21 protein-coding genes are annotated in these 26,773 nt (G+C 61.6%); 11 read left to right on the top strand and 10 right to left on the bottom strand.

Annotation, left to right across the window (positions count from 1 at the left end; translation table 11 throughout):
• Positions 1-8: 8 nt before the first annotated feature.
• Together edd and ACVDHI_RS16625 are read right to left on the bottom strand one after the other, a co-directional pair.
• On the bottom strand, positions 9-1,805 hold the full coding sequence (gene edd, locus ACVDHI_RS16630; protein WP_319893514.1) for a phosphogluconate dehydratase: 1,797 nt from the start codon (positions 1,803-1,805) through the stop codon (positions 9-11).
• A gap of 60 nt (positions 1,806-1,865) precedes the next feature.
• Positions 1,866-2,375 (bottom strand): gluconokinase, encoded by a 510-nt coding sequence (locus ACVDHI_RS16625; protein ID WP_041214083.1) that lies wholly within the window; start codon positions 2,373-2,375, stop codon positions 1,866-1,868.
• A 165-nt stretch (positions 2,376-2,540) separates the two neighbouring features.
• Here ACVDHI_RS16625 and ACVDHI_RS16620 point away from each other — a divergent pair, with 165 nt between their 5' ends.
• From ACVDHI_RS16620 to ACVDHI_RS16605, 4 genes are all read left to right on the top strand, one after another.
• Positions 2,541-3,902 carry a GntP family permease gene (locus ACVDHI_RS16620; protein WP_223918078.1) on the top strand — a complete coding sequence of 454 codons (1,362 nt, stop codon included), beginning with the start codon at positions 2,541-2,543 and terminating at the stop codon, positions 3,900-3,902.
• A gap of 152 nt (positions 3,903-4,054) precedes the next feature.
• Complete coding sequence (gene pssA, locus ACVDHI_RS16615) at positions 4,055-5,404, top strand: CDP-diacylglycerol--serine O-phosphatidyltransferase (protein ID WP_041212167.1); 1,350 nt, start codon at positions 4,055-4,057, stop codon at positions 5,402-5,404.
• A gap of 176 nt (positions 5,405-5,580) precedes the next feature.
• Positions 5,581-7,650: an ATP-dependent DNA helicase RecG gene (recG, locus tag ACVDHI_RS16610; RefSeq protein ID WP_048209245.1), complete on the top strand. Its 2,070-nt coding sequence runs from the start codon at positions 5,581-5,583 to the stop codon at positions 7,648-7,650.
• 254 nt (positions 7,651-7,904) lie between these two features.
• The gene (locus ACVDHI_RS16605) at positions 7,905-9,965 is read left to right on the top strand and encodes a membrane assembly protein AsmA (RefSeq protein ID WP_447212298.1); all 2,061 of its coding nucleotides are present in this window, start codon (positions 7,905-7,907) and stop codon (positions 9,963-9,965) included.
• 46 nt (positions 9,966-10,011) lie between these two features.
• Here ACVDHI_RS16605 and ACVDHI_RS16600 read toward each other — a convergent pair whose 3' ends face one another.
• Positions 10,012-10,920 (bottom strand): bifunctional GNAT family N-acetyltransferase/hotdog fold thioesterase, encoded by a 909-nt coding sequence (locus ACVDHI_RS16600; RefSeq protein WP_010672532.1) that lies wholly within the window; start codon positions 10,918-10,920, stop codon positions 10,012-10,014.
• 173 nt (positions 10,921-11,093) lie between these two features.
• Between ACVDHI_RS16600 and ACVDHI_RS16595 the strand changes: the two genes are divergently transcribed.
• Entirely contained in the window at positions 11,094-11,774 is a 681-nt protein-coding gene (locus ACVDHI_RS16595) for a methyltransferase domain-containing protein (RefSeq protein WP_042865392.1), read from the top strand.
• Between the two features lie 65 nt (positions 11,775-11,839).
• Here ACVDHI_RS16595 and dtd read toward each other — a convergent pair whose 3' ends face one another.
• The 3 genes from dtd to typA form a co-directional block, all read right to left on the bottom strand.
• Positions 11,840-12,277 carry a D-aminoacyl-tRNA deacylase gene (gene dtd / locus ACVDHI_RS16590; RefSeq protein ID WP_010672529.1) on the bottom strand — a complete coding sequence of 146 codons (438 nt, stop codon included), beginning with the start codon at positions 12,275-12,277 and terminating at the stop codon, positions 11,840-11,842.
• 126 nt (positions 12,278-12,403) lie between these two features.
• Positions 12,404-13,276: a virulence factor BrkB family protein gene (locus ACVDHI_RS16585; protein WP_039039511.1), complete on the bottom strand. Its 873-nt coding sequence runs from the start codon at positions 13,274-13,276 to the stop codon at positions 12,404-12,406.
• A 164-nt stretch (positions 13,277-13,440) separates the two neighbouring features.
• Positions 13,441-15,252: a translational GTPase TypA gene (gene typA / locus ACVDHI_RS16580; protein WP_039039512.1), complete on the bottom strand. Its 1,812-nt coding sequence runs from the start codon at positions 15,250-15,252 to the stop codon at positions 13,441-13,443.
• Between the two features lie 350 nt (positions 15,253-15,602).
• On the opposite strand from typA, the gene glnA reads away from it, so the two are divergent.
• The 5 genes from glnA (at position 15,603) to add (ending at position 21,487) form a co-directional block, all read left to right on the top strand.
• On the top strand, positions 15,603-17,012 hold the full coding sequence (glnA, locus tag ACVDHI_RS16575; RefSeq protein ID WP_010672526.1) for a glutamate--ammonia ligase: 1,410 nt from the start codon (positions 15,603-15,605) through the stop codon (positions 17,010-17,012).
• A 192-nt stretch (positions 17,013-17,204) separates the two neighbouring features.
• On the top strand, positions 17,205-17,774 hold the full coding sequence (locus tag ACVDHI_RS16570; protein WP_010672525.1) for a DUF4124 domain-containing protein: 570 nt from the start codon (positions 17,205-17,207) through the stop codon (positions 17,772-17,774).
• An 86-nt stretch (positions 17,775-17,860) separates the two neighbouring features.
• Positions 17,861-18,916 carry a nitrogen regulation protein NR(II) gene (gene glnL, locus ACVDHI_RS16565; RefSeq protein WP_010672524.1) on the top strand — a complete coding sequence of 352 codons (1,056 nt, stop codon included), beginning with the start codon at positions 17,861-17,863 and terminating at the stop codon, positions 18,914-18,916.
• A 9-nt stretch (positions 18,917-18,925) separates the two neighbouring features.
• On the top strand, positions 18,926-20,344 hold the full coding sequence (gene glnG, locus ACVDHI_RS16560) for a nitrogen regulation protein NR(I) (protein ID WP_010672523.1): 1,419 nt from the start codon (positions 18,926-18,928) through the stop codon (positions 20,342-20,344).
• 141 nt (positions 20,345-20,485) lie between these two features.
• The gene (gene add / locus ACVDHI_RS16555; protein ID WP_103244073.1) at positions 20,486-21,487 is read left to right on the top strand and encodes an adenosine deaminase; all 1,002 of its coding nucleotides are present in this window, start codon (positions 20,486-20,488) and stop codon (positions 21,485-21,487) included.
• Between the two features lie 69 nt (positions 21,488-21,556).
• Here the strand turns inward: add and hemN are convergent, their stop codons facing one another.
• The 4 genes from hemN to ACVDHI_RS16535 all read right to left on the bottom strand — a co-directional run bounded on the left by hemN (position 21,557) and on the right by ACVDHI_RS16535 (position 25,410).
• Positions 21,557-22,930, bottom strand: coding sequence for an oxygen-independent coproporphyrinogen III oxidase (hemN, locus tag ACVDHI_RS16550; protein WP_180911316.1), 1,374 nt, complete (start codon positions 22,928-22,930; stop codon positions 21,557-21,559).
• A gap of 28 nt (positions 22,931-22,958) precedes the next feature.
• Positions 22,959-23,399, bottom strand: a complete 441-nt coding sequence (locus tag ACVDHI_RS16545; protein WP_039039514.1) for a DUF2489 domain-containing protein — start codon at positions 23,397-23,399, stop codon at positions 22,959-22,961.
• A gap of 11 nt (positions 23,400-23,410) precedes the next feature.
• Positions 23,411-23,992 carry a Der GTPase-activating protein YihI gene (gene yihI / locus ACVDHI_RS16540; protein WP_447212297.1) on the bottom strand — a complete coding sequence of 194 codons (582 nt, stop codon included), beginning with the start codon at positions 23,990-23,992 and terminating at the stop codon, positions 23,411-23,413.
• A gap of 800 nt (positions 23,993-24,792) precedes the next feature.
• Positions 24,793-25,410, bottom strand: a complete 618-nt coding sequence (locus tag ACVDHI_RS16535; protein ID WP_042882257.1) for a c-type cytochrome — start codon at positions 25,408-25,410, stop codon at positions 24,793-24,795.
• A gap of 143 nt (positions 25,411-25,553) precedes the next feature.
• On the opposite strand from ACVDHI_RS16535, the gene yihA reads away from it, so the two are divergent.
• Positions 25,554-26,207, top strand: a complete 654-nt coding sequence (gene yihA / locus ACVDHI_RS16530; protein WP_042882255.1) for a ribosome biogenesis GTP-binding protein YihA/YsxC — start codon at positions 25,554-25,556, stop codon at positions 26,205-26,207.
• Positions 26,208-26,773: the final 566 nt, after the last annotated feature.

Below are 26,773 nucleotides of genomic sequence, written 5' to 3'. Positions count from 1 at the left end.
GCTCTTCCTTAGTCAAAGATGGTGGCGCCGCACTCGGCGCTCGATACCGCGCGACGCATCACGCTGAACAGTTCACGGCCCCACCCCTCTTGTTCCAGGGTGAGGTCGATCTCGGCCTGGGTACGGCCACTCAAATCGGTCAGGCAGTCGAGGCTGCCGGACTCGGCATCCACCCGCAGCAGGTCGCCATCGGCGAGCAGGCCGATGGCCCCGCCGTGCAGGGCTTCCGGGGTGACGTGGATGGCGGCCGGGATCTTGCCGGAGGCGCCGGAGAGACGGCCGTCGGTGACCAGGGCCACCTTGTGACCCGCCTTCTGCAGGTTGCCAAGCACCGGCATCAGCTTGTGCAGCTCCGGCATGCCGTTGGCGGCCGGGCCGTTGTGGCGCACCACGATGACGGCGTCCTGGTTCAACTCACCGGCCTTGTAGGCCGCCTCCACCGCATGCTGGGAGGAGAAGACCCGGGCCGGGGCCTCGATGACCCGATACTCGGGCGCGACGGCGGAAACCTTGACCACGGCGCGGCCCAGGTTGCCCGCCAGCAGCTTGGTGCCGCCGGTGGCCTGGAACTCGCTGCCAGAGGGAGAGAGCACGCTCGGATCCGCGCTCTCGCCCACCGGTTGCCACACCAGCTTGCCATCCACCAGTGCCGGACGGCTGAGGTAGTCCTGCATCTCGCCGAAGACCGGGGTGGCATCCATGTGGATCAGCCCCTCTTCGGCCAGACGACGCATCAGGCCGGGCACGCCCCCCGCCTGTTCGAAGGCGTTGACGTCCGCCGGGCCGTTCGGGTACATGCGCACCAGGAGCGGCACCACGTCGGAGAGATCGCTCAGGTCGTCCCAGGTCAGCTCCAGCCCGGCGGCGCGGGCCAGCGCCACCATGTGGATGCTGTGGTTGGTGCTGCCGCCGGAGGCAAGCAGGGCCACCAGGCCGTTGACCAGAGCGCGCTCGTCGATCACCGCACTCAGGGGACGATAGGCCGGGGAGCCCGGGATCATGGCGCTGATGCGGCGGGCCGCTTCCTCGGTGAGGGCGTGGCGCAGCTCGCTGTGCGGATGCACGAAGGCGGAGCCCGGCAGCATCAGGCCCATGGCTTCGAACACCAGCTGGTTGGTGTTGGCGGTGCCGTAGAAGGTGCAGGTGCCCGCCGCGTGGTAGGCGCCGCACTCCATCTTGAGCAGGGCGTCGCGGCCCACTTCACCGGCAGCGTACTGCTGGCGCACCTTTACCTTCTCGTCGTTGCTGATGCCGCTCGCCATGGGGCCGGCAGGCACGAAGGCGGTGGGCAGGTGGGCGTGGGAAAGCGCCCCCATGATCTGGCCCGGGGCAATCTTGTCGCAGATACCGAGCAGCAGGGTGGCGTCGAAGGTGTTGTGGGAGAGGGAGACCGCGGTGGCCTGGGCGATGAGATCCCGGGAGAAGAGGGACATGTCCATCCCCGGCTGACCCTGGGTCACGCCGTCGCACATGGCGGGCACGCCGCCGGCAACCTGGGCGCTGTGGCCGAGCTCCGCCAGGGCGCCCTTGATGATGTCCGGGTAGCCCTGATAGGGCTGATGGGCACTCAGCATGTCGTTGTAGGCGGTGACGATGGCCACGTTGGCGCGGGTCATGTCGAGGATCCGCCCCTTCTCGTCACAGCTCGAGGCGGCCACGGCGTGGGCCAGGTTGCCGCAGGAGAGGGAGGCGCGGGTCTTGCCCTGATCGGCCTGGCGCTGGATGCGGGCCAGGAAGCGGGCACGGCGGGCGGTGCTGCGCTCGCGGATGCGGTTGGTCACCTGGGTGATCACGGGATGGGTCATAGCTTTCTCTCCAACTTTATATACGGGCGCGGTCGGCCGCAGCCGGGCGCGCGACATGGCTCATTGCGCCTGCGTCAGCGCGGTGACGGCACGGTCGACCACCTGTTCGAAGGTCCCGTCGATATCGATGCGAAACACGCCGGGCTCGTCATCCGGTCGCTCCAGGGTATCAAACTGGCTTTGTACCATGGCTTCGCGCATGAAGTGGCCCTGCCGTGCCCGCATCCGTTCGAGAATGAGGGACTGGCTGCCATCCAGAAACAGGAAACTCACCGAGTCGTTGCCCTCGCGGATCTGGTCGCGGTACTGCTTCTTGAGGGCCGAGCAGACGATGACGCCGAGCTCGTTCTTGCGCTCCAGGCTGTAGGCCGCATCGCGGATCCGCTCCAGCCAGGGGGCCCTGTCTTCGTCGTTGAGCGGGTTGCCCGCCGCCATCTTCTGGATGTTCGCGCGAGGGTGCAGATCATCGCCGTCGATGAACTTGGCCCCCAGGGCATTGGCCACCTTGAGGCCGATGCTGGACTTGCCGCTGCCACACACACCCATCACGATAATGCACTTGCCCGCCATTATTTGACCTCTCTCTCACTTTTCAAAAAACGTTCGCCTGATGGGTTCTAAGCTACCACGTTACCGGTAACATGTTACCGGTAACGTTTCGCAATGTGAAGTGCAGCACAGAAATGTGCAGAACAACAACTAGAACCATTTGAGGACAATTTTATGGACGGAGCAATGAACACACCCGATGTCGCCTATCTGCTCTCGGTAGCGGGCGGAGCCATTGTCATGTTGCTGGTGCTGATCATGCGATTCAAGGTACATGCCTTCGTGGCATTGACCCTGGTCAGCATGCTGACGGCCCTGGCCACCGGGGTCACCTATGACCAGGTGATCCCCACCATGCTGACCGGTTTCGGCGGCACCCTGGCCTCGGTCGCGCTGCTGGTCGGCCTCGGCGCCATGATAGGCCGGATCCTGGAGATGACGGGGGGCGCCAAGGTACTGGCCGATACCCTGATCAACCGCTTCGGCTCCCACCGCGCCCCCTTCGCGCTGGGTGTGGCCTCCCTGCTGTTCGGCTTCCCGATCTTCTTCGACGCCGGTCTCATCGTCATGCTGCCCATCATCTTCAGCGTGGCGAAGCAGTTCGGCGGCTCCGTCCTCAAGTATGCCCTGCCCTCCGCCGGCGCCTTCGCGGTGATGCACGCCTTCCTGCCGCCCCACCCGGGCCCGGTGGCCGCCAGCGAGCTGCTGGGTGCCAACATCGGTCTGCTCACCATCGTGGGCCTGCTGGTCGCGCTGCCCACCTGGTATCTGGGTGCCTACCTGTTCGGGCTCTGGTCCGGCAAGAAGTTTGAGCTGCCCCTGCCCCCGAGCTTCACTGCCAGTGCCGAGCAGCTCTCCGACAAGGCGCCGAGCTTCGGCCAGGTGATCTCCATCCTGCTGCTGCCGCTGGTGCTCATCTTCATGGATACCGGCCTCAATACCCTGAGCGTCATGGGCGTCATCGACAAGGGTGCGGACTGGGTCAACGTGCTGCGCATGGTCGGCAAGACCCCGGTCGCCCTGCTCATCACTGTGCTGTACGCCCTCTGGATGTTCCGCCAGAGCCAGGGCAAGGTGCAGCTCGAGAAGTTCTGCAACGACGCCCTGGCCCCGGTCTGCGCCGTCATCCTGGTCACCGGTGCCGGCGGCATGTTCGGCGGCGTATTGCGGGCGAGCGGCATCGGCACCGCGCTGGCCGACGTGCTCTCCGATACCGGCATGCCGGTGATCCTCGCGGCCTTCCTGGTGTCCGCCGCGCTGCGGGTCGCCCAGGGTTCCGCCACCGTGGCCCTGACCACCACCGCCGCCCTGATGGCGCCGACCGTGGCCGCCACCACCGGCCTGAGCGAGCTGGACCTGACCTTCATCGTCATCGCCATCGCCGGGGGCGCCACCGTGCTCTCCCACTTCAATGACTCCGGCTTCTGGCTGGTCAGCCGCTTCCTCAACATGGACGAGAAGACCACCCTCAAGACCTGGACCGTGATGGAGACCCTGCTCGGCACCATCGCCTTCCTCATCGTGGCCACGGCCAGCGCCATCCTCTGACGAAAACACATCGGGGCCGCATCCGTCGGCCCCGATGTGATATTGCACCGACTTTTTACGGATTCTTGCTTGGGCCCATCGCCACAGATTGCTAGAATTGCCTATTCTTCGCCCCGAGTGGAACGCTTCATCCCGTGATTTCAGGCTTCTCTATGCATTCATCGGCACATTATCGACAGTTGCTGACCCGCTTACCCCAGATCGCGGTTGCCGCGGATCAGTTCCAGATACTCAGCAGCGCCAAAGACTTCAAGAGCCGGATCCTGTCGCTCATCGCCCATGCGACCCAGCGCATCTATCTGATCGCGCTCTATCTGCAGGATGACGAGGCGGGACGGGAGATCCTCTCCGCCCTCTATGCCGCCAAGCAGCGCAATCCCTCTCTCGACATCAAGGTGTTCGTCGACTTCCACCGCGCCCAGCGCGGCCTGATCGGCAAGGGCAAGCAGGGGGGCAACCACCTGATGTACCAGGCCATGGCCGCCAGCCACCAACACCAGATCGAGATCTACGGCGTGCCGGTCAAGGGTCGCGAGCTGCTCGGGGTGCTGCACCTCAAGGGCTTCATCTTCGACGACACCCTGCTTTACTCCGGCGCCAGCCTCAACGACATCTACCTGCACCAGCAGGAGCGCTACCGCTTCGATCGCTATCACCAGATCCACAGCCCGGCACTGACCCGCAGCATGGTCAACTACGTGGATGACGTCTTCCTCGGCAGCGAGGCCGTCCAGCGGCTGGATCGCACCGGCATCCCCGGCGCCAAGCAGCTCAAGGGACCGATCCGCCGCTTCAAGCAGCGCCTACGCCTCTGCCAGTACCGCTTCGAGAGCATCCAGCCCAACGATCGGGAGATCGCCGTGACCCCCATGGTGGGCCTGGGCAAGCGGGGCAACCAGCTCAACCGGATGATCCGCAACCTGGTGCGGGCTACCGAGCGGGAGATCTTCATCTGCACCCCCTACTTCAACCCCCCCAAGGAGTTGAACAAGGACGTGGAGGCGCTGCTCAAACGCGGCTGCAAGGTGACCATCGTCGTGGGCGACAAGACCGCCAACGACTTCTTCATCCCCCCGGAGGAGAAGTTCTCCACCATCGGCGGTCTGCCCTATCTCTACGAGACCAACCTGCGCAAGTTTGCCGAGCGCAACCAGCACCACATCGACAACGGCCGGCTCAACCTCATGCTCTGGTGCTGCGAGAAGAACTCCTATCACCTCAAGGGGATCTTCGTGGATGAGGAGTGGGCCCTGCTCACCGGCAACAACCTCAATCCCCGAGCCTGGGCGCTGGATCTGGAGAACGGCCTGCTGGTACACGACCAGCACCATCACCTGCGCGAGCAGTTCAGTGCGGAGCGGGAGAACATCCTGGCCCACACCCGCCGCATCAGTCACTTCGACCAGATAGAGCAGATCAAGGATTACCCGGATCAGGTGCGCAAGCTGCTGGCCCGGATCCACAGGGTCAAGGCTCACCTCCTGCTCAAGCGCATCATCTGACCGCCAGGACGCCCCGTCAGTGAAAAGGCCTGCCGTTTCCGGCAGGCCTTTTTCATGGATGGCCCTCCCCCCGCTCCCTTGCCCACCAGCCCGGAACGGCACAACGCGGCTTGCATCGAGGCCGCAACAACCCCTATCATCTGGACATATTTACAGTGTTTTCGGGCATCTAATTGATGAAATTGGATAAAATCTCTCTCGACAGCCTCAAGGGTGTCGGCAGCAAGATGCTGGAGAAACTCGAGCGACTGGGGCTGGCCACGGTACAGGACCTGCTGTTCCACCTCCCCCTGCGCTACGAGGACCGCACCCAGGTGTGGCCCATCGGCGATCTGCCGCCCGGCCTGCACGGTGCCGTCGAAGGCGAGATCCAGGACACCCAGCTGGTGATGGGGCGCCGCCGCATGCTGGTATGCCGTATCAGCGACGGCACCGGCAGCCTGACCCTGCGCTTCTTCAATTTCACCGCTGCCCAGAAAAACAGCCTGGCCCAGGGCCGCCTTATCCGCTGCTTCGGCGAGACACGTCCCGGCAAGTACGGCCTGGAGATGGCCCACCCCGAGTACAAGCTGCTCGGCGAGGAGCAGGCCGGCCAGACCGAAGAGGCCCTCACCCCCGTCTACCCCACCACAGAGGGGCTGCGCCAGCTCACCCTGCGCAGCCTCACGGATCAGGCCCTGGCCCAGCTCGACCTCTACGGGGTCGAGGAGCTGCTGCCTGCCGGCCTCTATCCCCAGCAGATCGATCTGGCCGCCGCCCTGAAGCTGCTGCACCGCCCGCCTCCCTCGGTGGCGCTGGCCCTGCTCGAGAGCGGCCAGCACCCGGCACAGCAGCGGCTGGTACTGGAAGAGCTGCTGGCCCACAACCTCTCGGTCTTGAAGGTGCGCGCCCAGGCACAGACCCAGCTGGCCCGTGCCCTCAAACCCGCTCCCGAGCTGGTCCGGCAGCTGCTCGGCGCCCTGCCGTTCACCCCCACCGGCGCCCAGAGCCGGGTGGTGGCGGAGATCGGCCGGGATCTGCAACAGAGCCACCCCATGATGCGGCTGGTACAGGGGGACGTGGGCTCAGGCAAGACCCTGGTGGCGGCGCTGGCCGCCCTGCAGGCCATCGGCAACGGCTGCCAGGTGGGGTTGATGGCGCCGACCGAACTGCTGGCGGAACAGCACGCCATCAACTTCGCCAGGTGGCTGGAGCCGCTCGGCATCAAGGTCGGCTGGCTGGCGGGCAAGCAGAAGGGCAAGGCGCGGGAAGAGGCGCTGGCCGCCATCGCGGACGGCAGCGTCAAGATGGTGGTGGGCACCCACGCCATCTTCCAGGAGCAGGTGGTATTCCAGCGCCTCGCCTTGGTCATCATCGATGAACAGCACAGGTTCGGCGTGCATCAGCGCCTCGCCCTGCGAGAAAAAGGGGAGCGGGAAGGGGTGCATCCCCACCAGCTCATCATGACCGCCACCCCCATCCCCCGCACCTTGGCGATGACCGCCTATGCGGACCTCGACACCTCCATCATCGACGAGCTGCCGCCGGGCCGCACTCCCATTACCACGGTCGCCCTGCCAGACAGTCGCCGCCAGGATGTGATCGAGCGGGTGAGGCTCGCCTGCGAGGAGGGCAAGCAGGCCTACTGGGTCTGCACCCTGATCGAGGAGTCGGAGGTGCTGGAGTGCCAGGCCGCCGAAGACACTGCCGCCGAGCTGCAAACCCTGCTGCCCGGCCTGCACATCGGCCTGGTACACGGCCGGATGCGCCCCGTCGAGAAACAGCGGGTGATGGAGGAGTTCAAGGCGGGCATACTGCAACTGCTGGTCGCCACCACCGTCATCGAGGTGGGGGTGGATGTGCCCAATGCCAGCCTGATGATCATCGAAAACCCGGAGCGACTGGGGCTGGCCCAGTTGCACCAGCTGCGCGGCCGGGTCGGGCGGGGGTCGGTGGCCTCTCACTGCGTGCTGCTCTATCATGCCCCCTTGTCCAAGACCGCCCAGAGCCGCCTCGGGGTACTGCGGGAGACCAATGACGGCTTTCTCATCGCCCAGCGAGATCTGGAACTGCGCGGCCCAGGCGAGCTGCTCGGTACCCGCCAGACCGGTCTGGCCGATCTCAAGATCGCCGATCTGGTGCGCGACCAGCCGCTCATCCCTCAGGTGCAGAAGATGGCGCGCTTCCTGATGGACAAACACCCGGCTCATGTCGAGCCCCTGATCCGCCGCTGGCTGGGCCTGCGAGACCACTACTCCAATGCTTGACCAAGGCAGATGCAGAAGATGGTCACCTTGCCTGATGGACAAACACCCGGCTCATGTCGAGCCCCTGATCCGCCGCTGGCTGGGCCTGCGGGACCACTACTCCAATGCTTGACCAAGGCAGATGCAGAAGAGGGTCACCTTGCCTGATGGATAAACACCCGAGCCATGTCGAACCCTTGATACGATGCTGGCTCGGTCTACGGGATCACTACTCGAATGCCTGACCAAGCAACAGAAACAGGAGGAAAGCACTGATGAATTCCTGGCTGCGCGGCCTGCTCTACACCCTCGCCTTCCTGCTGCTCTTTGTCTGGGTCGGTCTCGGCCTGTTCGATGCCGAGCGCGCCAAAGGCCCCATCGCCAACTGGCTCAGCCAGCAGACCGGGGTGCCCGTCACCATAGGCCGGCTGGTGTTCAATCCGCTGCACCCCTACACCCTGCTGGCGGAGCAGGTGCGCTATGGGGATGCGGTACAGCTGGAAAAACTCTATCTGGAGATCGAGCACATCGACTGGTTGAACCGGGATGTGCGCATCGCCCACCTGGACCTCATCCGTCCCGTCATCAAGCTGCCGCTCCCCAACCAGTTGCCAAGCCTGCCGGTTCACTCCCTCACCATCAGCGACAGCACCATCGACAACCTGAACCTGCAGAGCGAGGCCCTGACCCTGCGCGGCCTCAGTGCGTCCCTGAGTGACTGGGAACTGATCGACCCAAGACGCCAGCCCCAGGCCAACCTCACCCTGGGCATCAACCAGCTAGAGACCCCCATGTTCACCCTGGCCCGTCTCAGCCTCAAGGGGCGGCTGGAGGGGCAGGTGCTCAGCACCGACAGACTGACCACCAACCTGTTCGACGGCCTGCTCGAGACCGGCATGGTGCTGAACTGGCCAGAGCGCAGCCTGCAACTGCACGATCTCAAGGCCCGCGCCATGCGACTCGAGCTTGGTGACATCCCCCCTGGCGAGTTCCCCCTGCGCCGCATCACCCTGGACAGGGGTCAGTTTGCCCAGGTGAGCATCAATGCCATCGATCAGGAGCTCTCCCTCAACAACTTCAACGGCCAGCTCACCGCCTTCGACTGGCAGGCGGGCAGCCAGCCCAGCGGCTATCTGGCGGGCACCCTGGGCGACATGGGCCGCGGCCTGTTCCAGCTTGAGGCCGTCGAGGGCAAGCTCGCCTTCTCCCCCCGGCAGCTGGATGCCGAGCTGCGGGGCAAGGCATACGAAGGGGAGTTCAACGTCGAGCTGGCCCTCGACACCCAGCAGCAGAAGCTCGTCCTGAAGGATCTGGCCCTGAGCGGCATGGACATCAGTTTGCCCCAGGGGTGGTGGCAGGATTGGCAGGGCTGGCGCCCGCAACAGATCGACATCCGCAAACTGGCCTTCGACAAGCTCAAGGTACTCTCTTTCGACGACACCCTGCCCCTCTCCCTGACCGGCTGGCAACTCTACCTGAACGATCTCGCCCTGCGGGGCAACCAGCCAGGCCCCCTGCTGGGACGTGCCCGCATCGAGAGCAAGTGGTTCGAGCTGGTGTGGGACGGTCTCAGTGCCCGCAACGGCACCCTGGATGGCGAGCTGACCCCCAGCTCCTGGCAACTCAACACCCTCGTCACCTCCCTGCCCGACGAGGGCTCCCTCAACCTGAGCGGCCAGTGGGGCAGGACGCCCGGGCAGGAGAGCAGCCTGCAGTTGCATGGCAAGCAGCTGGATCTGGAGCAGTGGGGCAAGTTGCTGCACTCCCCCGTCTCCTTCGCGGGCAAGGTGGATCTGGCGGCAGATCTGCAGGCCGACCTCAACGGGCAGCCCGGCGAGCAGACGGCCAACTGGCGCCGGACCCTTCAGGGCAGCCTGAGCCTGAAGAGCAAGGATCCCTTCTGGGACAAGGTCGGCATCGACCCCCTGCTGGATGACTGGTTCAGGGAGCAGACCCCCCCCGATCTGACACCGCAGACGCTGTGGCTGGCGATGCAACGCGGAGACACCCCCTTCTATCAGATCAGGCTGGATGCCAGGGCGGAGCAGGGCAAGGTGCGGATCGAGCAAGGCGGTGCCTCCACCATCACCCACCTGCTGGCACTGCAAGGGGGTGTCGACCTGGCCGCAGACCAGTGGCAGCTCGACCTCGGGGTCCTGAACAAGGGGCGCTGCGCCGAGCTGCTCGCCCGTTGGCGCGGCCCCCTCAATGCGCCCGACCTGGGCTGGAGTTTCCCCACGGGACAGGACGCCTGTGGCTGGGAGGCGGGTGTGCGCTACCCCGCCCAGGGACGAAGCGGCCCGCTCTGGCGCCCACGGCCACCGGCCGCCCAATAACGAACAAGGCCTCGCGAAGAGGCCTTGTTGCTGTGAACATCAGGGATCAGCGTGCGCCGCGCTTGATGGGCAGTACCACATACTGACCGACAAACTCCACCGCCAGCTTGCGGCCACTGAACAGCTGCACCCGCAGGCTGAACTTGGCGGATTCTCCGCCCCTCAGCGGCTCGAGCACGGCGGGCATGCCCTCCCGGGCCACCCGCGCCTCCGGCTCTTCGCTCACCGGCCGGTAATACTTGATGTTGCCCTCGGCCAGCACGGTATCCCCTCCCAGCCCTGCCTCCTTGAGCTGCAACCAGATGAGACCCCAGCCCGCCAGCACGCACTGGCTGTAGATGCTGCCGGCGAACATGGTGTCGTGGACGTTGAGATTGGCCGCCAGGTTGGCCTTGAGGTGGAAGGTCTGGCCATCGTAGTGGGTGATGTGCACCCCCATCTTCTCGCTGATGGGAATGCCCCGCGACCAGCGGGTGGTGAGATCCTGGCACCACTCCGGACGGTACTGGATGGTCTGCATGGGACTCAGGGACTTGATCATCTGGCGGTGAGGGATGCGGCCGAAGGAGACGGGGCCTTCCCCTACCTCGAGGAAGCCGCAGCGGCGATAGAACTCCACCGCCTCCTGGCGGGCGTTCATCACCAGCCGTTTTACCTTCTCGTCGCGGGCAAGCTGCTCGAGATCTTCCACCATGCGGGCGCCCAGCCCCTGGCCGCGAAATTCGGGTCGCAGCGCCATAAAGCGGATTTGGGCTTCATCGCCGCCCACAAAGAGGCGACCCACGGCGATGGGCGTTCCGTCGGGTGAGAGCATCAGCCGATGAATGGCGACGGTATCGTACTCGTCACGCTCGGAGCCAAGGGGCAGATTGAAGGGTTTGCGCAGTAGTTCCCAGCGCAACTGATAGTAAGCATCCAGCTCCGCTGGTGTTTCTGGGGTGACTACCCGGTACATAAAGCGATCCTTGAGTGTGCGCCGACTGGCAGATGGAAGGACTGACGCAACCATTTCTCCCGGCGCAGCCTGTAGTAGGTATCCAGCTCGGCTGCCGTTTGGGGGGTGACCACCCGGTACATAACAACATCCTTGAGTTACACTGGTCGAAAGCCATCTTGCCGTGCAAATTCATGGACTTCAATCTGCAAGCGTACCAAGCCGATCACTTATTGCACCTCAGCGCCAAACCCGAACGCCGCGTTTCGGTGCTTGAAAATGCCCGTCATCGCTGGCTGGAAATGGACGGCGTGGTGCAATCCGCCATGAGCCTCCACCAACCGGCCCGCCTCTGTCTGCCTCATCAACGGAGCATCGCGGAGCAGTTGCCAAAGCAGGCAAGCAGGATCCTGGAGCTGGGGCTGGGCGGAGGGGATCTCACCCGTCACCTGGCGGCACGCTGGCCCGATGCCCACCACGACTGCGTGGATCTGGATGCCGAGATACTCACCCTGTTCCAGCAGTTCTTCCTCCCCTCATCAGGGGGCTCGCCTCGGCTGCATCACGCCGATGCGCTGCACTTCCTGCACCAGAGCCAGGAGAGCTACGATCTGGTGCTGCTGGATTTGTTCAGCCAGGACGGCAACCCCCTGCTGCTGTTCCAGGCCCCGCTCTATCAGGCGCTGGCCAGCCGCCTGAGCGGCACCCTCATCATCAATCTGCTGCCCCGCACCCGGCTCGAACAGGCACAGGCTCTACGATTGGCAGAGGAGTGGATAGGCCCGACTCGCGTCCACGACGTGCCCGGCTACCGCAACGTCATCCTGCACGCGACCCGTCAGCATGGCCAGGGCGGGCGAGCACCGGCAGGGTGAAGAACCTGCGAAGTGTGCAGGCATCGCGTCCTGCCCTCCGCTGAGTCCTGCCCTGCCTGCCACCCTTATACCTGCAGCCAGAAGGTGACGGGGCCATCGTTGAGCAGCCTGACCTTCATGTCGGCGGCGAAGCGGCCGGTTTCGGTCGGCACGCCGCTCTCCCTGGCACGAGCCACGAAGTACTCATAGAGTCGCTCGGCATCTGCGGGATGGGCGCCACCGGAGAAGCTGGGTCTCATCCCCTTGCCGGTATCCGCCGCCAGGGTGAACTGGGAGACCACCAGCAGGCTGCCGCTCACCTGGCTCACGTTGAGGTTCATCTTGCCGTTCTCGTCCGAGAAGATGCGATAACCGCTCACCTTGTGCAGCAGCTTGTCCGCCTTGGCCTCGTCATCCCCCTGCTCCACCCCGAGCAGCACCAGCAACCCCTGGCCGATGGCCCCGGTCACCTCTCCCTCTACCGTTACGCTGGCCTCGCTGACCCGCTGAATCAGTGCAATCACATCCCTCTCCTCTCAAAACAGCACGACCGCCCATCCTGCGGGATGAGCGGTCGTCGATGCTACCAATAAATGCCCTGCCCGGGCCAACGCCTTTGTGTCGGGATCCGGTGTGATGGCCGGCCGGCGTCAGGCCAGTTCCTCTGCACCGGGCTTCTCGTACTCCCCGAGGCAGGCGGTGGTCTCGGCCCCCAGCAACACCACCAGCCAGCTCAGATACACCCAGACGAACAGGATGGGAATGGTCGCCAGGGCGCCATAGATGGCCTGGTAGGAGGGGAAGTTGGTGATGTAGATGGCAAAGCCGCGCTTGGCCAGCTCGAACAGGGTGGCCGCCACTAGGGCACCGATGAAGGCGTGGGTCAGCCGCACGCGGCAGTTGGGCACCACGGTATAGATCAGCAGGAAGGTGAGCACGGAGAAGAGGAACGGCAGGCTGCGCAGCAGCAGATAGCCGATACCGAACAGGCTGTCAGCCGCGAACAACCTGAGCGAGAGAATGTAGGAGGAGATGGCGATGCTGGCCCCGATGAGCACGGGGCCCAGGGTCAGGATCATCCAGTACATGGCGAATGCCTGGGCCAAGGGCCGGCTTCGGGTGGATCGCCAGATGTAGTTGAGGTTCTTGTCGATGGCCGAGATGAGCATCAGGGCCACCACGATCAGGGCACCGATACCGACGGCCGTGGTGTTGGTGGCGTTGGCCACGAAGCCGTCGATGTACTCCTTGAGCATCTCGCCGGCGGTGGGGACGAAGTTGTGATAGACGAACTGCTCCATCGCCTGCTTCAGGCTCTGGAAAACCGGAAAGGCCGACATCATACCGAACACCACGGCGATCATGGGCACCAGGGAGAGCAGGGTGACATAGGCCAGGTAACCGGCGGTCACCGTCAATCTGTCCTGCTGGAAACGGCCCCAGACAAACTGGGCGAAGTGGGCACCATCGTGGCGCAAGAAGGAGAGTGCATGGGCCAGACGGCCGCGGATCTGCTGCTGCATCTTGTTTCTCGTAAGCGTGATCATGCAGACATTGTGTCAGATAGGGTGGTCATTTGGCCACCCGCAGACCGGCCGGATGCGCCTCCATCCAGCTCAGGCCCCATGAGCCCATAAAAAAAGAGGCCTTAAGGCCTCTCTTTGGTCTGTCGATGAACAGCTATCGATCAAGCACGACCGGCGCGCTTGCGATCCAGTTCGGTCAGCAGCTTTTTACGGATACGGATGGCCTTGGGGGTGATCTCCACCAGCTCATCGTTGTCGATGAACTCGAGAGCCTGCTCCAGGGTCATGCGGATCGGCGGAGTCAGCACCTGGGCTTCGTCGGTACCGGAGGCACGCATGTTGGTCAGCTGCTTGCCTTTCAGGCAGTTGACGGTCAGGTCGTTGGAGCGGGAGTGGATCCCGATCACCTGGCCTTCGTACACTTCGGTCGCGTGACCGATGAACAGACGACCACGATCTTGCAGACCGAACAGGGCGAAGGTCAGGGCCTTGCCGGTGGCGTTGGAGATCAGCACGCCGTTCTGACGCTCACCGATGCTGCCACCCTTGTGCGGACCGTAGTGGTCGAAGGTGTGGTACAGCAGACCGGTACCAGAGGTCATGGTCAGGAACTCGGTCTGGAAGCCGATCAGGCCACGGCTCGGGATGATGAAGTCCAGACGGACGCGACCCTTGCCATCCGGGGTCATGTTGGTCATCTCGCCTTTACGCAGGCCGAGCTGCTCCATCACGGAACCCTGATGCGCTTCTTCCACGTCCACAGTGACGGTTTCGAACGGTTCTTGCAGTTCGCCATCCACGGTACGCAGGATAACTTCCGGACGGGACACCGCCAGTTCGTAACCTTCGCGACGCATGTTTTCGATCAGGATGGAGAGGTGCAGTTCACCACGGCCGGAGACGCGGAACTTGTCCGGATCTTCGGTCTCTTCCACGCGCAGGGCCACGTTGTGGACCAGTTCCTGGTTCAGACGCTCCAGGATGTTGCGGGAGGTGACGAACTTGCCTTCTTTACCAGCGAACGGCGAGGTGTTGACCTGGAAGGTCATGTTCACGGTCGGCTCGTCAACGGAGAGCGGCGGCAGGGCTTCGACGGCACTGTTGTCACAGATGGTGTCGGAGATCTTCAGCTCGCCCAGACCGGTGATGGCGATGATGTCGCCCGCTTGCGCGTCGGTCACTTCGGTACGGGACAGGCCCAGGTAGCCCAGCACCTGACCGACCTTGCCGGTACGCGGTTTGCCGTTGGCACCGACGATGGTGACCTGCTGGTTGGTCTTGACGCGACCACGAGTGATGCGGCCGATACCGATGACGCCCACGTAGGAGTTGTAGTCCAGCTGGGAGATTTGCATCTGGAAGGCACCGTCAACGTCGCCCTTCGGGGCTTCCACGTTGTCGACGATGGCCTGGAACAGAGGTTCCATGTTCTCGGACGGGACGTCCTGATCCAGGGTGGCCCAACCGTTCAGTGCAGAGGCGTAAACAACCTTGAAGTCCAGTTGCTCATCGGTGGCACCCAGGTTGTCGAACAGATCGAAGACCTGATCCATTACCCAGTCAGGACGAGCACCCGGACGGTCGATCTTGTTGATGACCACGATGGGCTTCAGACCCTGGGCGAACGCCTTCTGGGTCACGAAACGGGTCTGCGGCATCGGGCCGTCAACGGCGTCGACCAGCAGCAGCACGGAGTCAACCATGGAGAGTACGCGCTCAACTTCACCACCGAAGTCGGCGTGACCCGGGGTATCCACGATGTTGATGCGGTAGTCGTTCCAGCGGATCGCAGTGTTCTTGGCGAGAATGGTGATGCCACGTTCCCGTTCCAGATCATTGGAGTCCATGATCCGTTCCTGACCTTCGCTGGTGCGATCCAGAGTGCCGGATTGCTGCAGCAGCTTATCAACCAGAGTCGTTTTGCCGTGGTCAACGTGCGCAATAATCGCAATATTGCGTAAATTCTCTAACATTCTCGCCTCAAATCACCGGGTAAAATTGGGCGCTAATTGTACTCTCGCCTTTGTGATCTGCCTAGCAGAATTGCAACACATTCACGCACAACAAAGGATCAGGATCATGGACCCCGCAGCAAAAGGCTGCTTAGATGGCCTGGATACGCTGGCGCACCATCTCGGTGCACCAAAACGATCCAAGGTTGCACCACTTTAATGCAGCAACCGGCATGAGAACGGGTTTCTCGACAGCCTGAAACGGTGCAAGTGCCCTGAAATCAAGCTGTCACAAACTTGGCACGATACTGGCTTATGTGAATGTGACGACGCATTCACCCAAAGAGTTTTAACACCGGAGGTTACTTAGCATGTCAGCCCAGAACGTTTTGGCCCTGATCCAGGAACACGAAGTCAAGTTTGTTGATCTGCGTTTTACCGACACCAAGGGTAAAGAGCAGCACGTATCCATCCCTTCCCACCAGGTTGACGAAGACTTCTTCGAAGACGGCAAGATGTTCGATGGTTCCTCCATCGGCGGCTGGAAGGGCATCAACGAGTCTGACATGGTGCTGATGCCGGACCCGGCTTCCGCCAAACTGGACCCGTTCACCGAAGAGACCACTCTGAACATCGTCTGTGACGTGCTTGAACCCGCCACCATGCAAGGCTATGACCGCGATCCGCGCTCCATCGCCAAGCGTGCCGAAGATTTCCTGAAGTCCAGCGGCATCGCTGACACCGTGCTGTTCGGGCCGGAGCCGGAATTCTTCATGTTCGACAACATCACCTTCTCCAACACCATGGGCCACAGCTTCGTGAAGATCGAATCCGAAGAAGCTGCCTGGAACTCCGGTACCGACTACGAGCACGGCAACAAGGGTCACCGTCCGTTCGTCAAGGGTGGTTACTTCCCGGTTGCCCCGGTTGACTCCTCCCAGGACATCCGTGCCGCCATGTGCCTGGTGCTGGAAGAGATGGGCCAGGTCGTCGAAGCTCACCACCACGAAGTGGCGACCGCCGGTCAGAACGAGATCGCAACCCGCTTCAACACCCTCACCCTGAAGGCTGACGAAGTACAGGTCCTGAAGTACGTGATCCACAACGTGGCCCACGCCTACAACAAGACCGTCACCTTCATGCCGAAACCCATGTTCGGTGACAACGGCTCCGGCATGCACTGCCACCAGTCCCTGGCCAAAGACGGCGTCAACCTGTTCGCAGGCGACCTGTACGGCGGTCTGTCCGAGATGGCACTGCACTACATCGGCGGCATCATCAAGCACGCCAAGGCCATCAACGCCTTCGCCAACCCAACCACCAACTCCTACAAGCGTCTGGTGCCGGGCTATGAAGCACCGGTCATGCTGGCCTACTCCGCCCGCAACCGTTCTGCCTCCATCCGTATCCCGGTCGTGCCGAGCCCGAAAGCCCGCCGCATCGAAGTACGCTTCCCGGATCCGGCTGCCAACCCGTACCTGGCCTTCGCTGCCCAGCTGATGGCCGGTCTGGACGGCATCATCAACAAGATCCATCCGGGCGATGCCATGGACAAGAACCTGTACGATCTGCCGCCGGAAGAAGCCGCTGAAGTGCCGACCGTTGCCGGTTCCCTGGACGAAGCGCTGTCCGCACTGGATGCAGACCGTGAGTTCCTGACCCGTGGTGGCGTGTTCAGCGATGACTTCATCAACTCCTACCTGGAACTGAAACAGCAGGATGTTGACCGCGTGCGCATGACTCCGCACCCGCTGGAGTTCGAGCTGTACTACTCCGTCTAATCCGCTTTCCCATGACAAACCCGCCATCTGGCGGGTTTTTTTTCATTCTGGCAACGGAAATACCGCCAAACGGGCACGATCGTGCAGAAAGATGATCCCGTTCACGGAGCCGTACCACCCTCGGCTGTTCACACCCCGACCCCGTGGTTTTTCTCTGATAGGATTAAGGTGAACCCCGTCAAGGAGAGATGGATGAACACTGTACCCTGGCTGCTGAGCCTCCTGCTGATGGCCTCCTGTTCCGCACAGGCCGCCCGCGTCTACTCCTGGGTCGATCCCCAGGGGGTGACCCACTACACCGATGCCCCCCCTCCCGGCAAGAGCGCAAAAGAGGTGGACCTGCGGGTCTCGCCGCTCATCGGCACAGCCCCCCACTCGGTCCAGGTGGACAACTTCAACAGCCTGACCGGTGTCGATGCCAGGAAAGCCCTGGAAGCGGCTCCCCTGGAGATCGACCTCATCTCTCCGGAACCGGGCAGCACATTGCGCGACAATACCGGCAACATCGTCTTCCAGGGCGAGATCTCTCCCCAGGTCCCGGTGCAATACGATGTGCGCCTGATCCTGAACGGCAAGGCGGTGCCCCTGGTTCACAACAGCCTGGCCATAAGGGTGGAAAACCTCGATAGGGGCGCTTACGAGGCACGGCTCGAGTTGCTCGCCAAAGACGGTACGATCCTTGCTAAATCTAAGCCAACCACCTTTTACCTGCACAGGGCGTCGGTGAATCAGGCTCCCAGAGCCGCCCCCAAGGCCAATTAGGGGTGATGTGACGCACCGATGCGGGTAAACTTGATGCACTATATTGGTGCATTCTAGGTGTACAGCACCGTTTTAGGGAGAAACCTGTGCCAACCCGCTCGGACAACGCCAAGACACTCTTGGACAATCTGCTGACCGCCGTCATTCTCATGGATGAACGTCTCTGCATTCAATTCGTCAACCCGGCGGCAGAGCAGCTGCTTTCCCTCAGCGAGCGACGACTGATCGGCATCGAACTGCCCCACCTGCTGGAACACATCTCTCTCGATCTGCAGCGTTTCAAACAGTGCCTCATTTCGGGGCAGGGCTTCACCGACAGCGAAGTCACCCTGGTGGTGGAGGGGGAGCCCAGGCTGGTGGAGATCAGCGTCAGCCCCATGGCCGATCATGAACAGCGACTGATGGTGGTAGAACTGCGCAAGATCGATCAGCAGAAGAAGATCAGCCAGGAGCTGCAGCAACACGCCCAGCAGCAGGCCGCCAAGGAGCTGGTGCGCGGCCTGGCGCACGAAATCAAGAACCCCCTGGGGGGATTGCGCGGCGCGGCCCAACTGCTGCAAAAGGAGTTGCCCGACCCGGCCTTGCGTGAATACACCGGCATCATCATCGAGCAGGCCGATCGCCTGCGGGTGCTGGTCGACAGGTTGCTCGGCCCCCAGCGTCCCGGCCGTCACCAGATGCACAACGTTCACTCCGTGCTGGAACAAGTGCGCCGTCTGGTGGACCTGGAGCTGCCGCCGCAGATCCGCATCGAGCGGGACTACGACCCCAGCATCCCCGAATTCGAGATGGAATCGGACCAGCTGCAACAGGCGTTCCTGAACATAGTGCGCAACGCCGCCGAGGCCCTTGGGGATCAGGACGGCCTCATCCGCATCAAGACGCGCACCGCCTTCCAGATCACCATCCATGGCCAGCGCTATCGCCTGGCGGCCGAAATCAAGATCATCGACAACGGCCCCGGCATTCCCGACGCCATTCGCGACACCCTCTTCTACCCCATGATCACCGGCAAGGAAGGGGGAACGGGCCTGGGCCTCTCCATCGCCCAGAACCTGATCGATCAGCACAAGGGTCGCATCGACTGCATCAGCTGGCCAGGCCACACCGAATTCACCATTTATTTACCACTTCGCAAGTAAGGGAACCTCATGACAGCAAAAGTGTGGATCGTCGATGACGACAGCTCCATCCGGTGGGTTCTGGAGCGCACCCTTGGCAGCGAAGGCTTCGAATGCGAAAGTTTCGCCGACGGCGAAGCCCTGCTGAGTTCACTGGAGATGCGCTCACCGGACGTGATCCTCTCGGATATCCGCATGCCGGGCATCGACGGCCTGAGCCTGCTGGAGCAGATCCATCGCCGCCAGGCCGATCTGCCCATCATCATCATGACGGCCCACTCGGACCTCGACAGCGCGGTCAACGCCTACCAGCGCGGTGCCTTCGAATACCTGCCCAAGCCGTTCGACATCGACGAGGCGGTCACCCTGGTACGCCGAGCCGAGAACCACCTCAAGGAGCAACGTACCAAGCGCAAGGCTCGCCAACAGGAAGCCACCACCACCCCGGAGATCATCGGCGAAGCCCCTGCCATGCAGGAGGTGTTCCGCGCCATCGGCCGGCTGTCGCGCTCCAGCATCTCGGTGCTCATCAACGGTCAAAGCGGTACCGGCAAGGAGCTGGTTGCCCATGCCCTGCACAAGCACAGCCCCCGGGCCCACAAGAACTTCATCGCCCTCAACATGGCGGCCATCCCGAAAGATCTCATCGAATCCGAGCTGTTCGGTCATGAGAAGGGAGCCTTCACCGGCGCCAACAACATTCGTCACGGCCGCTTCGAACAGGCCGATGGTGGCACCCTGTTTCTCGACGAAATAGGCGACATGCCGCTGGACGTGCAGACCCGGTTGCTGCGGGTTCTGGCGGACGGGCAGTTCTACCGGGTTGGTGGCCACCAACCGGTGCAGGTGGATGTGCGGATCATTGCCGCCACCCACCAGAATCTGGAGAAACGGGTCGCCGACGGCGAGTTTCGGGAAGACCTGTTCCACCGCCTCAACGTCATCCGCATCCATATTCCGGCCCTCAAGGAGCGCCGGGAGGACATCCCCCAGCTGGCCCAGCACTTCCTGCTGCGAGCCGCCAAGGAGCTGAACGTGGAGGCCAAGAGCCTGCACCCGGATACCCAGACCTACATCAGCCGTCTCCCCTGGCCGGGCAACGTGCGCCAGCTGGAGAACGTCTGCCGCTGGCTGACGGTGATGGCCTCGGGCCAGGAGGTGCTGGTAGGCGATCTGCCCACCGAGCTGCTGACGCCCATCACCAGCACCGCCGAGCCGGGCCAGCCCGCCCTGACCGGTGGCTGGCAGCAGCAGTTGCAGGACTGGGTGGCCGCCAAGCTGGCGCTGGGGGAGACCGATATCCTGGCGGATGCCATGCCCCAGTTCGAACGGATCATGCTGGAGACGGCACTGGATCACACCCATGGTCACAAGCAGGAGGCAGCCCGCCTGCTCGGCTGGGGCCGCAATACCCTGACCCGCAAGCTCAAGGAGCTCGACATTCCCTGAGCCTGCGGGAAAAACGATTCCCATCACGCCTTGAGGGAAAGCCTGACCAATCACACCCCGTTTGCTTGCAAACGGGGTATCTTTTTCAGGCGTCCCGCCTAGAATGGCAGGCTTTCCAACCCGACTCGCAGAAGGTGCCCCATGATTGACAGATCCCTCCCCCTGACCGACCTGCATCGCCATCTGGATGGCAACATCCGCCCGCAGACCATTCTCGAGCTGGGACGTCAGCACAACTTCCGACTGCCGGCCGATGAGCTGGAAGCCCTGCGCCCGCACGTGCAGATCGTCGAGAACGAGCCGAGTCTGGTGGCCTTCCTGAAGAAACTGGACTGGGGCGTGGCCGTGCTGGCCGACTACGATGCCTGCCGCCGGGTCGCCTACGAAAACGTGGAGGATCTGCTGCGTGCCGGGATCGACTATGCCGAGCTGCGCTTCAGCCCGGCCTACATGGCGATGACCCACAAACTGCACCCGCAGGGCGTGGTCGAAGCCATCATCGACGGCGTGGCCGCAGGCAGCCGTGACTTCGGCATCAAGACCAACCTCATCGGCATCATGAGCCGTACCTTCGGCACCGAGCAGTGCAAGCAGGAGCTGGATGCCTGTCTGGCTCATCGCGATCGCCTGGTCGCCATCGATCTGGCCGGCGACGAACTGGGCTTCCCGGGCGATCTCTTCACCGACCACTTCCGCCGGGTGCGGGATGCAGGCATGCGGGTCACCGTGCACGCCGGTGAAGCCGCCGGCCCCGAGAGCATGTGGCAGGCCATTCGCGAGCTGGGAGCCGAGCGCATCGGCCACGGGGTCAAGGCCATCCAGGATCCGGCCCTGATGGCCTATCTGGCCGAACACCGCATCGGCATCGAGTCCTGCCTCACCTCCAACCTCCAGACCACCACGGTGGCGAGTCTGGCCGATCACCCGATCCGCCAGTTCCTGGCCGCCGGCGTGCTGGCCTGCCTCAATACCGACGATCCGGCGGTGGAGGGGATCGACCTGCCCCATGAATACGAGGTGGCGGCCTCGGCTGCCGGCATGACGGTGAGCGAGATCCGCACCGCCCAGCAGAACGGCCTGACCCTGGCCTTCCTGAGCGAAGCCGAGAAGGCCGAGCTGAGTGCCCGTGCGGCTCAACGCTGAGCAGGGGTAAAACCCAATAAAAAAACCGCCGAAAGGCGGTTTTTTTATTGTCCCACGACATTGCCCGGCCTAGATCACCCGGGAGAACTGCTGCTGGCGCGCCTTGTTGCGCAGGTAGACATCGAAGCACATGCAGATGTTGCGGATCAGCAGCTGACCGGTGGAGACCACCTCCAGCCCCTCTTCGGTCATGCGCACCAGACCGTCGTCGATGAAGGTCTGCAACAGCTTGAGATCCTCGGCAAAATACTCCTTGAACACCAGGCCGTGGGCCTGCTCCACAGCGGCGAAGTTCAGGGAAAAATCGCAGATGAGGCGCTTGATCACCTCACGACGGATCAGATCGTCCCGATTGAGGGAGCACCCCTTCCACTGGGCATGGCCCAGTGACTCGACCTGGGCGTAGTAGGTTTTGAGATCCTTCTGGTTCTGGGAATAGGCATCCCCCATCATGCTGATGGAAGAGACCCCCAGCCCCAGCAGATCGCAATCCCCCTGGGTGGTATAGCCCTGGAAGTTGCGATGCAGCTTGCCCTCGCGCTGGGCGACGGCCAGCTCGTCATCGGGCTTGGCAAAGTGGTCCATGCCGATGAACTGATAACCCTGGCCGGTCAGGAAGGCAATGGTGTCCTGCAGCATGGCCAGCTTCTCCTGCGGCGCCGGCATGTCCGCTTCTTTCAGCTTGTGCTGGGCGGCAAAACGGCTCGGCAGGTGGGCATAGTTGAAGATGGAGAGGCGGGCCGGGTCGGTCTTGAGCACCTCTTCCAGGGTGTGATGGAAGCTCTCCCGGTTCTGGTGCGGCAGACCGTAGATGAGATCCAGATTGGTGGAGCGGAACCCCAGCTCGCGGGCACGGACCAGCATGGCGCGGATGAAGTCGTTGTCCTGCTCCCGATTGACCGCGACCTGGACCGTCTTGTTGAAGTCCTGAACGCCGAGGCTGATGCGGTTGAAACCGAGCTCCCGCAGCACATCCAGCATGGACAATTCGATCTCGCGGGGATCCACCTCGATGCTGATCTCCCCCTCCTCGGCGAAGTGGAAGTGCTCCCGCAACATGGCCATCAGGCGACGAGTCTGGGGGTCGCTCAGATAGGTGGGTGTACCGCCACCCCAGTGCAGCTGGGTGACCAGTCTCTCCTTGAACAGGGGGGCCTGGGCCTTGATCTCCTGTTCGAGGTAGTCGAGGTATTGATCTGCCTTGTGCTGGTGCCGGGTAATGACCTTGTTGCAGCCGCAGTAGTAGCAGAGCTTGTGACAGAAGGGGATGTGCACGTAGAGCGACAGATTGCGTGCAGGATACTGGCCCGCTGCCTGGACAAAGTCCGGATAGCCGAACCCCTCGTTGAACTCCAGCGCAGTGGGATAGGAGGTATAACGCGGACCACTGTAGTTGTATTTTTCGATCAGGGCCTGATCCCACACAATCTGTTCTGCTTGCACGCTTGCTTCCTCTGTCTTTGTCATGGGCTCACCGGCTTAACTGAAAATCCTTCAGTCTGGCGACATCCTCAAGGATCTGCGCCTCCAGCTCGGCCTCGTAGCCGCTGCGTTCGAGATCCATCTTCATCACTTCATTGCGCTTGAGTGCCCGCCTCGCCTCATGGGTCGGCATCTCCTTCACCTTCTCATAGAGGCCGTAGAGCCCCGGGAACTCGGTGGCAAAGGCGCGGCCCCCCTTTATTTGCAAGGCATCCAGCAGATTGGTCAGCCGGATGGCGCCTTCTGAGTAGTCGCACTGACCATCTCGTACCGCGTGGGCGATCACCCTGACACTCTCCAGAATCCGCTCGTTGCGGGCCGCAATGGCGTGCTGCTGCATCTCTTGCTGGCGTTTGAGACGCGCCATCAGGGTGCCGGCATAGACGGCAAGCCCCAGCAAAATCAGGCCACCCAACAGGGCGGCCAGCATCCATCCACTCATCACTTTTTCTTCGGCTCGGGTTTGGCTTCAGGCTGGTAGCCTGCCTGAGAGAAACGTTCCCACAGCTCCTCTTCGGAGGCAGGCTGACTCGGCTCGTCAAAATCGGCATCATCAAAATCCATGTCGCCATCTTCGTCATCGTCGTTGTCGATGATACCGAGCTCGTCCATCAGCTCCTGATAACGGTCAACCCGCTGATCGACCCATGCCTGCTCTGCGGCCTCCAGGGTTTCACCGGCATCCAGACGATCCAGCAAGGCATTGAGGCGATCATCATTCTCGATGGACGCCAGCTCCTGCTCGGGGGTCATCACCACCCGCTTCTCTTTCGCAGGCTTGGTCGCCACCGGCTTGCTGCCCTTCTCGTCGGCAATCAGCGCGATGGGCTTGCGAGAGCCGATGCGTGGATCCTTGGCCTGCTTGGAGCCGCTCTTTTTGCCCGCCTGCTCGGCCTGTTGGCGGGAGCCCGCCTTCAGGCCCTTGCGCTTGGCGGCGCGCTTGCGCTCACGACCTTCCTGAGCACTGGCATCTGATTCTTTGCGCTTGCCGGTAGGCTTGCGGTTGGGTTGTTTGGCCGACATGAATGACTCCGACAAATAACTGAATGGAACCCCCCGGAGCGTGTCGTCCGGGGAGGATGCTGAAGCGGGGAACAGTAAATATGGAACAAGAGTGGGATCCCGCACCAATTCGACCACGTTGGGTCGCTGAACACCGCAGGATCGGCATCCTCTGGGCATGTTGCTGGTATTTTGACACAGAATGTCTTGGCGGGTTAATGACCCAATAGAAAAAAGGCAGCCGAAGCTGCCTTTTTCCATCATGCGAGTTCCATTCCCTGGTAGCCAATCGCCTTATCCCTGGGCGAACCACGGCGCATCATTTCGTTGGATCATCCTGATCCTTATTGACCAGTCCTGAGTGTGCGTGTGTTTGTTTGTCTAACCCAAACCGGCGACATCCTGCCTCCCATCGGGGTGGTTGCCTCCCGCAGCCCCGCTCATCCCTGGCGGTCACCATCCTGGCTTTTTGCATCTATTGCTCATCGCATGCTCCGAGCCGACATCCTGTCAAACCGAAGACGGGTCTTGCACCCTCTCTCCGGCCAATCCTGATTGCCTACTGTAACTTCTTCGCCGGATGACTCAATCAACCAAAGCACATTTCGAACTGGTACAAAGTGATGTTCTATTTCTTAATTCATTGAAAAATAAAACATAAAAAAATATACGTGAGCAATCTTTCAGACACGACCAGCCCCGTATATAGAAGATCTCTTACAGCAAAGCAGGCTGTTTACGGGCGATCGCTACAACCTCAAAAAAGAACAGGGAACACAATGGTTCCCTGTTCTTTTCAACAAGATAACTAACAGGCTATATCAGTGAAGCCCCGCCACATACTTGGAGAGCGCCTCGATGTCCTGATCCGTCAGCTTCTTGGCCACATCCCGCATCATGCCATTGGGATCGTTGTCGCGGGTCGCCGAACGAAAAGCGGTGAGCTGGGCCTTGATATAGGCGGGATGCTGTCCTGATAGGCTGGGGTACTTCGCTTGCTCGACGCCGGAACCCCGTGGGCCATGACAGGCGGTACAGGCGGCCAGGCCTCGCTCCATGTCTCCCCCCATATAAAGCGCCTTGCCTGCGGCAACTACATCATCGGGCACGGCAACCGGCGTCACCTTCTGGCTGGAGAAATAGGCGGCAAGATCGTCCATATCCTGCTCGGACAACGGCAACGCCATAGGTCCCATGACGGGCGCAACCCGACCAGTTTGGCCAGAAGCTGCAGCCTTCAGTTCAACTAATTGTTTTTTGATATATGATGCGTGCTGACCAGCAATCTTGGGATACATGTCGACTGGGCTGTTGCCGTCCGGTCCATGACAGGCCGCACAGACGGCAGCCTTGGTTTGTCCCGCAGCGGCATCGCCCTTGGCTTGTGCCATCCCAGTTACGCCAACCATCAGAGCAAGTGTAATGACTAGGTTCTTCATGGCGTTCCAACTTTCTCGTTATTAGGCTTCCAGATCCCATGCCGCTGAAGGCATGTTAAAATAAACGCGTTCAAGCGACGCCATTTTACACTATTTCACAAAAAAGTAACTCTATAACCCTCTATCTCTATGGGGAATTTACGTTGGAAACACAAACTCTGAATTTCAATAAGGTGCATTTTGTGACCAGCGCACCCGACATCCGCCACCTGCCAAATGATGGGGGTGTCGAGATTGCGTTTGCCGGTCGTTCCAACGCTGGCAAATCGTCTGCATTGAATACCTTGACCAAGCACAAGAACCTGGCACGTACCAGTAAGACCCCTGGCCGTACTCAGCTTATCAACCTGTTTGAACTGGAGCCGGGCAAACGCCTGGTCGACTTGCCCGGCTATGGATATGCCCAGGTTCCGCTGGAAATGAAGCTCAAGTGGCAAAAGTCACTGGCTGAATACCTGCAACGACGGGAGTCCCTGAAAGGGCTGGTGATCCTGATGGACATCCGCCATCCGCTCAAGGAAACCGACATGAACATGCTGGAATGGAGTTCACACCGTGAACTGCCGGTGATGCTGTTGCTGACCAAGGCGGACAAGTTAAGCCCGGGGCCCCGCAACAACCAGGTGATCAAGGTTCGTCAGGCGGTGGCAGAACTGGGCCCGCAGATCCAGGTTGAAGCATTCTCTTCTCTGACCAATATCGGCGTCGAGAAGCTGGCCCAGACCCTGAGCGGCTGGTACCTGTCCGAAGCAGACAACGCCCAGGTAGACGACGAAGATAATCAGAACGAGGAGTAAACGACTCCTCTCCCTGGCTGCAATTGGCGGAGTTGGACCTCCGCTGATTGAAAGGCTTTCATGATCCCCCCATCTCCGAGCCCTCCCTCCCCGCCTTCGCCACCTCTGAAGAAAAACCTCAAAAAATATATTTAAATCATACTGATAGCATGTTTAGACGCGAAAAGAATTAACTAATCATCAACCTGATACCGTTTTCATGGATATCGAGTAAAAAATCAGAATTGAAGGCTGTAACAAACGAAACTGAAATTTAATTACACGGCGAGGCAATATAGGGATAAAAATGAGGCCGGTCTTGCCATTGCAAACCGGCCTGAAGAAATGAGTTCAAAAATTTGGGAAAAAGCGAGTTCTCGAGAACAAAGACGATTGGTTTTCCTCAAGAAACGCCTTCATTCTAACAAAGAACGACAACAATTAAAGCATTTACTCTAAATGTTGCGCATAAAAAAACGCCCCGACGATGACTCATCGGGGCTGCTATTCAGCCACATTCAATTACGTGAAATAAAAGGTCTGAAAGATAGAACATCTTACCTCTGTACCCTACGCCGACAACTGTA

This window comes from Aeromonas sp. 25-248 (assembly GCF_053005425.1).
Note: the sequence above shows the minus strand (reverse complement) of the source record. Positions and strands in the feature narration are given on the sequence as shown.